This window comes from Candidatus Clostridium stratigraminis (assembly GCF_045310675.1).
Taxonomy (GTDB): Bacteria; Bacillota; Clostridia; order Clostridiales; family Clostridiaceae; genus Clostridium_AT; species Clostridium_AT stratigraminis.
Genome location: NZ_JBJHZZ010000009.1, coordinates 106,449 through 118,639 on the forward strand (window position 1 = coordinate 106,449; position 12,191 = coordinate 118,639).

10 protein-coding genes are annotated in these 12,191 nt (G+C 31.7%); 7 read left to right on the plus strand and 3 right to left on the minus strand.

Features of this window, described 5'->3' with window-relative positions; genetic code table 11:
• The first annotated feature begins 14 nt into the window (after nucleotides 1-14).
• Nucleotides 15-1,424 carry an aminopeptidase gene (locus ACJDUG_RS12795; RefSeq protein ID WP_406770271.1) on the plus strand — a complete coding sequence of 470 codons (1,410 nt, stop codon included), beginning with the start codon at nucleotides 15-17 and terminating at the stop codon, nucleotides 1,422-1,424.
• Nucleotides 1,425-1,503: 79 nt separating this feature from the next.
• Here the strand turns inward: ACJDUG_RS12795 and ACJDUG_RS12800 are convergent, their stop codons facing one another.
• The 3 genes from ACJDUG_RS12800 to ACJDUG_RS12810 form a co-directional block, all read right to left on the minus strand.
• Nucleotides 1,504-2,766, minus strand: a complete 1,263-nt coding sequence (locus ACJDUG_RS12800) for a Rossmann-fold NAD(P)-binding domain-containing protein (protein WP_406770272.1) — start codon at nucleotides 2,764-2,766, stop codon at nucleotides 1,504-1,506.
• A 13-nt stretch (nucleotides 2,767-2,779) separates the two neighbouring features.
• Complete coding sequence (locus ACJDUG_RS12805) at nucleotides 2,780-7,657, minus strand: nucleotidyl transferase family protein (RefSeq protein WP_406770273.1); 4,878 nt, start codon at nucleotides 7,655-7,657, stop codon at nucleotides 2,780-2,782.
• Nucleotides 7,658-7,827: 170 nt separating this feature from the next.
• Nucleotides 7,828-8,322 (minus strand): DUF4883 family protein, encoded by a 495-nt coding sequence (locus tag ACJDUG_RS12810; RefSeq protein ID WP_406770274.1) that lies wholly within the window; start codon nucleotides 8,320-8,322, stop codon nucleotides 7,828-7,830.
• 154 nt (nucleotides 8,323-8,476) lie between these two features.
• Here ACJDUG_RS12810 and ACJDUG_RS12815 point away from each other — a divergent pair, with 154 nt between their 5' ends.
• From ACJDUG_RS12815 to ACJDUG_RS12840, 6 genes are all read left to right on the plus strand, one after another.
• A complete protein-coding gene (locus ACJDUG_RS12815; protein WP_406770275.1) occupies nucleotides 8,477-9,394 on the plus strand; it encodes an acyl-CoA dehydratase activase-related protein in 918 nt (305 codons plus the stop codon).
• A complete protein-coding gene (locus ACJDUG_RS12820; protein ID WP_406770276.1) occupies nucleotides 9,366-10,463 on the plus strand; it encodes a 2-hydroxyglutaryl-CoA dehydratase in 1,098 nt (365 codons plus the stop codon). The genes ACJDUG_RS12815 and ACJDUG_RS12820 overlap by 29 nt, the downstream gene beginning before the upstream one ends.
• Nucleotides 10,444-11,412 carry an acyl-CoA dehydratase activase gene (locus tag ACJDUG_RS12825; protein ID WP_406770277.1) on the plus strand — a complete coding sequence of 323 codons (969 nt, stop codon included), beginning with the start codon at nucleotides 10,444-10,446 and terminating at the stop codon, nucleotides 11,410-11,412. The genes ACJDUG_RS12820 and ACJDUG_RS12825 overlap by 20 nt, the downstream gene beginning before the upstream one ends.
• A gap of 60 nt (nucleotides 11,413-11,472) precedes the next feature.
• Complete coding sequence (locus tag ACJDUG_RS12830; RefSeq protein ID WP_406770278.1) at nucleotides 11,473-11,634, plus strand: hypothetical protein; 162 nt, start codon at nucleotides 11,473-11,475, stop codon at nucleotides 11,632-11,634.
• Nucleotides 11,635-11,723: 89 nt separating this feature from the next.
• Nucleotides 11,724-11,858 (plus strand): CPC_1213 family protein, encoded by a 135-nt coding sequence (locus ACJDUG_RS12835; RefSeq protein ID WP_406770279.1) that lies wholly within the window; start codon nucleotides 11,724-11,726, stop codon nucleotides 11,856-11,858.
• A 14-nt stretch (nucleotides 11,859-11,872) separates the two neighbouring features.
• Nucleotides 11,873-11,995: a hypothetical protein gene (locus ACJDUG_RS12840; protein WP_406770280.1), complete on the plus strand. Its 123-nt coding sequence runs from the start codon at nucleotides 11,873-11,875 to the stop codon at nucleotides 11,993-11,995.
• The last annotated feature ends 196 nt before the right edge of the window (nucleotides 11,996-12,191 follow it).

Genomic DNA, 12,191 nt, shown 5'->3' on the forward strand with positions numbered 1-12,191 from the left:
AGGGGGTATTAGTTATGGAAGAAGTTAATAAAAGTTTAAGTAAAAAATATGAATATGCTTGGGAAAAATATTCAAAAGAAGAATTAGAAAAAGTTTTTTTATTAAGCAATAGATATAAGGACTTCATGTCTAATTGCAAAACTGAAAGAGAATGTGTTAAAGAATTTATATCTTTAGCCGAAAAGTCAGGCTTTAGAAATTTAGAAACACTTATCAAGGAGAAAACAGTACTTAAGAGTGGGGATAAAGTTTATGCAAATAACATGAATAAAACATTAGCACTCTTTGTTATTGGTACAGAACCTTTTGAAAAGGGACTTAAGATACTTGGTGCCCATGTAGATTCTCCAAGACTTGATTTAAAGCAAAATCCATTATATGAAGATACTGACTTAGCAATGTTTGAGACTCACTATTATGGTGGAATAAAGAAATATCAATGGGTTACTATTCCTTTAGCAATTCATGGAGTAGTTGTAAAAAAAGACGGTACAGTAATTGATGTTGTTATTGGCGAAGAGGACAATGATCCTGTAATAGGAATATCAGATTTGCTTGTACATCTTTCAGGGGAGCAGATGCAAAAGAAGCTTGATAAAGGTGTTGAAGGCGAGGATTTAAATGTCCTTGTTGGAAGTATCCCTGATATGGATAAAGATTCAAAGGAAAGAGTTAAGCTAAATGTTCTTAAAATATTAAATGATAAATATGGAATTGATGAAGAAGACTTTGTTTCAGCAGAACTAGAAATAGTACCAGCTGGAAAGGCAAGAGATTACGGCCTAGACAGAAGTATGGTGTTAGCTTATGGTCATGATGATAGGGTATGTTCCTTTACTTCTTTTGAAGCTCTATTAGATATGGAAAACCCAGATAAAACTTGTGTAGCCCTACTTGTAGACAAAGAGGAAATAGGTAGTGTTGGGGCAACTGGAATGCAATCTAAGTTTTTTGAAAATGTACTTGCTGAAGTTATGGAGCTTGCAGGAGATTATAGTGAACTCAAGCTTAGAAGAACCCTTACAAATTCAAAAATGTTATCTTCAGATGTAAGTGCTGCCTTTGATCCTAACTATCCTTCTGTTATGGAAAAGAAGAATGCCGCTTACTTAGGAAAAGGAATTGTGTTTAATAAATATACAGGAGCAAGAGGTAAGTCTGGCTGTAATGATGCAAATCCAGAGTATATCGCTGAACTTCGTGCAATAATGGAGAAACATGGTGTTAGCTGGCAAACTGCTGAACTTGGAAAAGTTGACCAAGGAGGCGGAGGAACAATTGCATATATTCTAGCTGAATATAACATGCAGGTAATAGACTGCGGTGTTGCACTTCAAAACATGCATGCACCTTGGGAAGTTGCAAGTAAAGCTGATATTTATGAAACAGAAAGAGCATACTTCGCATTTTTAAAAGAAGCATAATTTATAAAAGCTGCTGGAAGTAAGTTCCAGCAGCTTTTATTTTATTAATACATTATTTAATAAAAAGTAATAAAAGTAATTACATATGAAAGATTGGCTCTTTATACCAGTTACTTAAATAATCATAGGTATCTTCTAATTTAGAATATAGTTCCTTAGGGAATTCATTAGTTTCAAGTTCAACTCCTGATGGCAGTAATCTATTTAAGGAACCAATAAACACACCTCCTATTGAAGTAGCACTATAGTTCCAGCTGCAATGAAAGGTCTCAATAAACGATAGTACACCGGAGGAAAATGCAGGAGCTATGTATGGCTTAAAGCCAAAGGTTCTAACATCTAAATTTGCATTTTTAGTCCTATCAGTCAGATACTCAGATAATTCTTTATTATAGTTTTTAATACTATCTGCCACTACAACTCCTTCACCATGGGGACCAAAACATCGTCCTTCAGTTTTATATTGAATAGCTCCATTTGCTTCAGCAAAATAAGCCGCTCTTCCATGCATAACACCTAGCCCATAACCCCTTATCTGTTCAGGTGCCAGCCCCCTATAATCCATATTTCCTTCTGAATCAGAATTGCTTGAGTTAAAGGCAATATTGCAAAGTAGATCAACTGGGTCTGACATTACAATAAATAGACCTTTATAATTTTTTTCACGAGCAAGCTTTGAATAATATTTAAGTATTTCTGCGTTGCCTTCAAATTGAGCAATTCTAACATCTTCTGGCTCTTTCCCGACTTCAGGTACTCCAACAGATACACAAAAGACAAACATATCACAATCAAATAAATTACTTTTCTCTATAGGGATTATTTCAGGAAAATTGCAATCTAAAGAGGGTGAATAAATTTGACCTGCTTCATAGTGCCAGCGTTTAATTTTGCTGTTATCAGAATCAAATATGCCTATTTTATTTACCTTTTCTGAGGCAGTAAGCCTAAGACCAGCAGCTAAGTTTCCACCAACATCTCCCAAGCCGACTATATTTATAGTCCACTTTTTTGGAATGTAATCTGTAAGGCAGCTTTCCCAGTCAGGAAAAGCTGTATTAACACATTTTACTTCTCTTTTATTAATTTTTTCTTGCAGCCATAAAGGGATATTTTCAATATGATTTTCTGGCTTTTTTAATAATTCAAGCCCTTCACTTTCTAAAAAAAGTAAGGAAGGGTGAGTTACTGCAAAACTTTTTCTACTTTTAGATGGGGACATGTTTGTTATTGAATAAATAGTACCAATTGAATTCTTAGCTTCTTCTTCAGTTAATATTTCATAGCCAAGTCCGGCTATTTTAGAAAGTACTATTTTACCATTGATTTTATAAAATATCATAAGAACTCTCCTCTCATTTTAAACCACTAAATATATGTTGAAATCTAAACAAAAGTTCTAGGTCATTTTTTAAATAAAGCGAAGGACTTAGATTTAAATCATAGTCCATATTTCTACCTTTATCAGGGCACCTTGGTACAGTAAAAACCTGCCCCATATTTAAAAGGCTTAAGTTTCTTTCATGTATGAAATGATATTCACTTTCTAAGGAATTTAATATATCTAAGGAATTTTCTAAACATACCTTAGAAAGATTATATATGGCCTCCATAGGAGCATTTTTTATGAAAGTAGGGGAGGTATAGGGCAATATTAAGTTTATAGAGGGTAAAAGGTTCCTTTCAGGAAAACTTCCTCTCCATAGGGCATCACCGCCTATAAAGGGATATAGAGAATTTTCATTAAACCAAACTTTAAGTCTAGGAACAAAATATACACTATCTACTTCTCTTTTTTGCATATCCATTAAATCTTTGCCACGTCCGGATAATATTCCGCACAAGATTTTCTTAACGTAAATACCTTCCTTTTTAAGCAGAGGATCTAAGGCTTTCATTCTGTATCCTTTATGTAATATATTATCAACTAAAATTACTGGCCTTTTAAAAGATTTTATCATTTTGACTTGTGACTCTAAATCTAAATAGTAGGGAAAAGGCCCTATGCTAAAATCTTTCATATCGGCATTAAATAATTTTTCAGTATGAAGTGCTTTAGTAACTGTATTAGGTATAATGTACCTTTCCAAAATATCTCCATAGGGTACGCACATTGCAGAACCTAATATAGGGGGCTCGCAAGCTTCAGTAGGCACTAGATTTTCATCACATATCTTTCTAATCATTGATTGATGAAGCATGTTACTGTCAAAGCTTAGCATTAATTCACCAGGATAAAGCTTATTTAACGCTATTTGAAGCTTTCTCCTTGAAGAAGCTATAGCAGCTTTTATTTTAGTATTGCTTCTAAATGGTTCCTTAAGTAAATTTTCTGTATCTAAATTTAATACACAAGGTGTACTCATATCTACAACATAGGTTGGATTTAAGGAATCCTCTGTACTAATTTCTATAAAACCCTGGAGTTTAAGTGTATCATACATTGAGGATGAGGCATTATTGGATAAAATATTCTTAAATATTGCAAACTGATAATCCCTAGATAAACAGAAAGCCAAGGTTTCAGTTATAAGTATTTGTTCAAGACCCTTGAATTTATCAGTATTTTTTACCTCAAGGCAGTGAATCAAAATCATTCTGCCAAGGCTATTATCTCTTATATATTGACACATTCTTGTATCTCTTAATTCATCATAAAGGGCGCTTGAACGTACCCAGTGAAAAAGGGAAAAACCAATAATTTGAAACTCCTCTAAAGTATCTGTCAATAGAACAATTCTACCTGAGGGCTTTTGCAGAGCTTCAGAAATTATGTTAATAAGTGACTCTCTATCAATATTTGTAATAGTCACTAAATCATTTATTTTTGCTTCTAATTCCTTATTAAAGCTTTCAAGTATTTCTACTTTATATCTTAGAGATGCTACTGAGGATTTTTCTAATGGTTCCTTTTGATAAAAACCATTGTCATAAATAAATTGCTGTGCTAGTGGATCAATAAGGCTTGAAATATCCCTATTGTCATCAATGTAATTTCTTATTTGAGTTGAACTAATATCAGAATACTTTTGAGGTAAGGTAAGCCAAACAATTTTACCTCTAATATTTTTTACAGCTTCTTCTAATCTTTTGCTTCTATTTCTTTCAAAAATTATGTGATTAAAGCTATGGATAGTATCATTGCCAACATCAACCTTGTAGGAGGAGGCGTTAAGTAAAACATCACTTCCAACTGCTATGTAAAGCTCAGAGTTAATGAAGTTTTTTTTCAAATCACAAAGATCTAAGACATTAGCTATATTAGTGGACAAATTATGAGGATATAGATAAATATTTAATTCATCTGCAATTGACATACTTAAAATATTACGACGTAACATATTTGGCAGAGTTTTCTTCGACCAGGAAAATTCGTCAACTGATAAATATACTTCAAACCCAAGATCTCTAATATCTTTTGCAATTTCTTTGTGGCTTAAGGAAAATGGATCAAAAGTGCCTGGGAAAAAAGCAACCCTTTCTGGTATAGGAATTTTTAAAGCTCCAAATAAGAAGATATAATCTGATAAAAACCTATATATATTATTTAAGGCAGCGGAATTTGCTAAAAATAAAAGTTCTTCATTTTTATTATCAGTAATTAAGGTAATTATTTTTTTACCAATAAGCTTAAAAATATGTTCCTTTTCTTTAAAGTCTAAGAGTTCTGTTCCAAAAATATCCTTACCAATAACGCTTAAAGAAGTTTGTTGAACCTTTGTATCATAGTCTCCTAGTGCATTCAATATAATTCCCAGCATGAATACCAATCTTTTTTCAGAGGCTTCATGGCTTTCAGTAAATCTTAAGCTGTAGGATGAATAATGGGATAAGGCAACTCCAATTGTTTTTAATACAAGTGATTTAACATTTGTACTTGAGCTTTTTATTTTAGCCTGTAAATCCTCTATTATCTCATTAAGTTCTACAGGCTGCAGAAATAGAATTATTCTGCCAATATAATAAGGTATGTATTCGGTGAACTTGTTACCTTCAATTTCTAACGCTCTTAGTAGTTCAACAGCGACTTCGTTTCTTTCTGCTAAAGATAGGCTTGGCATTAGCTGTAAGATTGCTTCACCTGCAGAATTGCGTACACTTTCCACTGCACTCACTTTTAATAGATTGCAAAAATGTATAGCTGAATGAAGTCCATTAGCTTGAATATTTTCAATTGTATATTCCTCAAGCAATAATATTTGGCTCTTCTTTCTAACCCAATCTGTTGCCGTTTTTAAATTGCTTAAGAACATATCTGGGATTTTCTTTTCATCACTTTTACAAAATACCTGAAATACTTCACTCATATCTTCTAAGTTTAAGTATTGAGTGATTTTGTATTTATAATAGTTTTCAGAGGGGATATTGCTTTTTCTATACTTTAATGAAAAATAATTTTTTACTTCCTGAATAATTGAACTACTGTGTGGAATTAATGGAAGTATCTTGTACAAGGCCTCCAATGAGCTGATTCTTAAGGAAATACTATGTTTATTGAGCATTGCTAAAACAAAATCAAAAATAGGTTTTAGATTTGTTTCAAAGGGCTCTAAAGGTATTTCTTTAATGGTTTCAAGAAGAAATAAAAGCTCATCTGAATTTCTGTTTTGTATGTTCTCATAAAATTTTATAAGCACTATTCTATATTGTAGTAAAGTATCCTTTTTACAGTTTCTAAACAAGGAACTAACAATTATGCTTATGCTGTAGCCCATTAAAAATCTATGTGCAAATATAACCTTTCCACCAGGAGAAAGCAGGTTTTCAATATATTCCTTAAGAAGTTCATAGCTTGTAATAGCTGGTGATTCCAGCTTCACATTTTCTGGGATTTCCTTTCTGTAATCCTCATCGAAAATTGAAATAAGTGTTCCTATTAATTCTGCACAATGTCTTCTTATGTCGTCTTCAGGGTGAATTAGATTTTCAAGTAGAAACTTAAGAGTCTGCAATTTTTGATTTTGAGTTAAGTAGGTAGAGTATTCCTGAAATATACGCAAATATTCTCTAAGATTTTTCCAATCTTTTTCACTTCTAGCCATTTCTAAGATGTGCTCTAAGGAATATTCATCTCTTAACTGATACATTAAATTTATATTGTGATTTATAGCTAGGTTTTTTAAGCTTTGGATTATTTTTTCACCCTGCAGGAGAGAATAATTTTGATTTGATTCCGTGATTAGCCATTTCTTATTAGTTATTTCCGTGCTAATTCCCAAGTCCTGCATATATTCTTCAAAATCTTTAAGCTTATTATATACCTTTCTATACCTTTTCTCCTTAACTTCATCTACATTATCAAGCTTTTTTAATATTACATTAAAGGATTCATCCAAAGTGAAAATACACATTTTTTCGTTTTCCAGGAATCTTTTATTCTTAACTCTGAAATCAGAATAGATGAGTATTAAGGATTCAATTGGCAGATTTTCAAGTTCTAAATCCCAAGTAGAATGATTAATAGCAATATTTCTAATATAGTTTATTCCATATCGTTTAAACCAAAGGTCAGAATAGTAATAATGCAGGTATGGAACCCTTTTTAATTCTGAGCCTTTACAACCATATTTCCCAATATCATGGCCTGCAGCAGCCCCTGAAACTCGTCCCAGGTCTATAGGTATACCGGCTTCCTTCAACTGCCTTGCTATAAATAAAGCAAGAAAATGTACACCGCAAATATGATCAAGGGTATTAAAACCAAAAACTTCTTCATTTAGTTTCATCATTTCATAAGTATAATTATGTTTAAAAGCCTTTAAGAACTTTCTATATTCTTCAGGATATTCCAGCGAATTTTCTTCTTCTAAAGTAAGAAAGTCCATTGGATACAAGCTTTGCCATGTGCCATCTTGCGAGGTTTTTTGAACTTCTGCTATTATCCTAAGTACTCTTAGGTAAAATTCACAGGCAGAATTATAAGCAGTATCAATTTTAATGATGACTGCTTCAGGAAAAGATTTAGCTAAGGTGTATTGATATAAATAATCAAGCCAGTTATCAGGTTTACTAAAAGGTACCAAATTATCAATTATTTCATTACATAAATACAGAACTCTTTTGCAGCTATAATCCCTTTCGAAAATTAGATCTTTAAGATTATTTTTAAAACTATCAGCTTTCAAGCCGTCATTTACCATATTAAAGGGGATGTTTAGCTTATTTAGCCAATTTAAGCTTAATAATTTTCTATTTAGTTTACTATACAATTTTTCAAATACTAAATTATTCATGTAATCCTCCTTTTGAAGAAATTATATGTATGTAATGGGTATCTTTAGTAATTATAAATTACATTATATAACTATATAAATCATTTTCATAGATGAAAATTAAAAATGTAAAATGGCATCCATATGAGTTATTACTTTTTTAGAAATAACTCATATGGATGCCATTATTTTTATTGTCTTGGTATTAAATATTGACATAGACCAAAAAGGTTATATAAATTCTGAGTGCCTGTCATATCTATGTAGTCCATAGGAAATGAGCCATCCCATGGGTATATTGTCAAGTATTTTTCATTGTAAACATTAATGACATACTTTTCTTTGTCAAAATTTAAAAAAAGCTTATAGACTGGCTTTTCAGGAAGGTTCTTTGGCTTATCAATAAAATTATATGACTTTAACCCTTTTGTAAAATTTTTAATTGTATCAAGATCATCTTTGGAAAGTTCCTTTTCTTTATAAAAATTTGTATCTAATACCTTTGCTTCTATATTTGAGTCTTTTATTAGTAATTTTGCAATAAGATTTGTGTAATAGTACGTATTAGGTTTCTTTATTGTTAAAGTAAAGTTATTAATAACAACATTTCCAAACTTAGCACTGCAGCCGAAAAAGAAAATTGAAGTTATTATTGCTGCAGATAAAATTAAAAATTTTTTCTTCAAAATATCACCTTTAATCTTATTCTCTAATTAACATATGAATAATTATTATTTAATATTACTGAAAAACTATAGCGCTATTCTAAAAAAAGTATAATCTTATAGATTTAGGATATAGTTAATAATTGTATAGTTAATTAAAATGGAGGTATAACTAATGATTATCGGTATTCCTCAGGGGCTTATGAACTATAAGTATTACCCGTATTTTGAAGTATTTTTTAAGGAACTTGGAGTAAATGTTATTACTTCTAAAAATACAAATAGAGAAATATTTAACGAAGGAGCTAAGTACTGCGTAGATGAAGCTTGTATTCCAATAAAGGTTTTTCATGGTCATACAGCATATTTGAAAGATAAATGCGATATGATTTTTGTTCCAAGAATCATGCAGCTTAATAAAAAAGAATACATATGTCCCAAATTCTGTGGACTGCCAGAAATGATTAAAAATAATATAAATGACCTTCCGCCATTAATAACAAGTACCATTTATGCCTATGATAAGAAGCATTTGCTAAGGGCTGCAAAGGAAGCTGCAAGTGCTATTACTAGGGACAAAAACAGAATAAATAAAGCTCTAGCTTCAGTTCTACAGCTTAAAAATGTTTTGGTTGAAGAAAATAAAGATATTTACAAATATAAAATAGGGCTTATAGGGCATCCTTATAATATTTATGATATTTTTGTAAACATGAATGTGGTGAATAAGCTAAATAAACTAGGAGCTTCAGTTATTACTGAAGATAACATTGATAAGGAATTTATTGAAAGGGAAGTTAAGTACCTGTTTAAAAGGCCTTTTTGGACTTTTGCTAAAAACTCCTTTGGAAGCTCTTTATATCTTTCAAGAAATAAAGTAGTTGATGGATTAATTTATATATCATCTTTTGCTTGCGGTATTGATTCTATAGTTCTTGAGCTCATAAAAAATAAAATAGGAAATTTTCCGCTTTTAACAATAAAATTAGATGAACATACAGGAGAGGCGGGGGTTGATACACGATTGGAAGCCTTTATGGATATGTTAGAAAGGAGGAAATTTAATGAAAATTACCTTTCCTCATCTAGGTAATGTTAATATTGCAGCTAAGGCATTATTTTCTGACCTTGGAATAGACTACATAATGCCTCCTTTAAATAGCTGTAGATCTCTTGAGATAGGATCATCATATTCACCTGAAGAAATATGTCTACCTTTTAAGCTTATGATAGGAAATTATATTGAAAGTATAAAATTAGGTGCTGATACTGTACTGCTCACAGGCAGCTGTGGCCCATGCAGATTTGGAGAATACTGCGAGCTGCAAATGAATTTACTGAATAAATTAGGTTATAACTTAGATTTCATTGTCTTAGATCAGCCCTCGGATATTGGTGTTAATGAGCTTTTATGTAGATTAAATAAAATAAAAGGGGCAAGTAAAAAGAATTTTGTTAATAGAACCGCCGCGGTGATTAATGCAATAAAAATTAACAGCTTAATGGATAAGTTTGAAGCAGACCTACATTATATGGCAGGATTTGAGAAAAATAGAGGTGACTGCAGAGAATTATTAAAAGAGCTGAAAAACAAATTAATTAACTGTCCAAAAGCAGAGGATATGAAAGGTATCATTAAGGAATACTTTGAAAAGCTTAATAATATTGAGATTGATAAAAGCAAAGAGCCTTTGAAAATTGCAATTATAGGGGAAATCTATACCATAATAGAGCCTTTTGCAAATATGTATATTGAAGATAAACTTATGGAATACGGTATATGCAGTAAACGAAAATTATCACCTAGCTGGTGGGTTAAAGATACTTTATTATCACCTTTAAAATTGGATTCTTTAGCTATTAAAAATGCAGGAAGAGATTATCTTAAGCTTGGAATTGGAGGCTATGCACAGGAGTGTATTGGAGAAGCTATGCTGGCAAAAAGAGAAGGCTTTGATGGGGCTATTCAAGTAATGCCCTTAGGTTGTATGCCTGAAATAGTTTCAAAATCTATATTACCTGCAATTTCTCAAAAGGAAAACTTTCCTATTATGTCCTTGGTTATTGATGAAATGACAGGAGAAGCAGGATATATCACTAGATTGGAAGCTTTTATTGACTTACTTGAGAGGAGAAGGGAAAATGTATTTTCTAGGAATTGATCTAGGATCTGTAAGCACAGACTTTGTCTTAATTGATGAGAATTATTGTGTAAAGAAAGAGTTATATTTAAAAACCAAAGGCAACCCAATTAAAATTATTAAAGAAGGCTTAAAAATTTTAAAAGCAGAATTTGAGAATGAAGAAATTGCTGCTGCGGGAGCAACTGGAAGCGGAAGGCATATCTGTGCAGCAATTATTGGAGCAGATATTGTTAAAAATGAAATAACAACACATGCCATAGCAGCACTTGAGTATGATTGCGCCGTAAAAACCATTATTGAAATTGGAGGTCAGGATTCAAAGATAATATTAATTAATAATGGTATTGTTACTGATTTCTCAATGAATACAGTTTGTGCAGCAGGAACCGGATCCTTTATAGATAGACAGGCAGAGAGACTGGAAATACCTATAGAAAAGTTCGGTAATTATGCAATGCTGTCAGAAAATCCTGTTAGAATTGCTGGCAGATGTGCTGTTTTTGCTGAATCTGATATGATACATAAGCAGCAGCTTGGATATAAAGAGACAGATATTATTGCAGGGCTCTGTAAAGCCCTAGTTAGAAATTATTTAAATAATGTTGCAAAGGGTAAAACTATACAAAGCAAAGTTATCTTTCAGGGCGGTGTAGCTGCAAATATAGGCATAAAAGCTGCTTTTGAAAAGGAGCTTGGAATGGAAGTAATTGTTCCTAAGCACCATAACATGATGGGAGCCATTGGGGCAGCTATACTAGCAAGTGAAGCAGTTTCAAAGAAAAAATACAGTTTGTTTAGAGGACTTGGATTAGCAGATAAGGAAGTTAGCTCAAGAAGCTTTGAATGTGAAGGCTGCACAAATAATTGTGAGATTTCTGAAATAAAGGATGAGAAAAATATATTAGGCTATTTTGGGGATAGATGCAGCAAGTGGTCAAACATGATTAAGACAAAAGCTATAGTATAAATTTAAATTTATTGTAAATCCTATGATTAACTTATTCCACTTACAAAGGAGATAAATCTTATGTATGATCGAGAAAATTTAAAAACTAAGGAGACAAACAATTATTTAAGCCCATCTGATATAGTTAACGGAACTGCAAATTTATATGAAATTAAAGAAAAAGAAATGGAAGCAGCACTTAGAGATATTTATCGGGAAATCGGATACGTGGAAATAGATTAAAAAATAGTCTTTTCACTCTTTTTTCACATTACTTAAACACATAAAAGACATTACATTGGAAAATCTAATATATGAAAGGGGAGTTTATTATGAGTGGAAAAAACAATATTAGTAAAACTCAAAATAATAAAAAGGAAGACGGAGATTTTAAAAAGAAAAATATATCACATGATCCTAAAGCTGAAAGTGCTAAGGCACTTCATAATGAAGTAGGAATAAGATAAAAAGGAGAAGTATCATGAGCCATAGAGAAACAAAGAAATCAACAAAAAAAGAAAATAAAAAGCCTTCTAAGCCTGAATTAATTCAGGAGGATGAAATGGAAAAACATAAAACAAAGGGTTTAAATAGGGGTGTATGATATGACAAAGGAGAAAAATAAACATAAGGCAAAAAATAAAGAACCAAATAGGGTAAGTATAAGTGAAGAAAAGGATGATAATGGACCTAGAAGAAAAAAAGTAACAGATGCATTTTAAATAAAAAGGGGGTGTCGCAAAACTACCTTGAAAAGTAGTTTTGCGATACTCCTTTTCATTTTTAGACGCGAAGAAGTC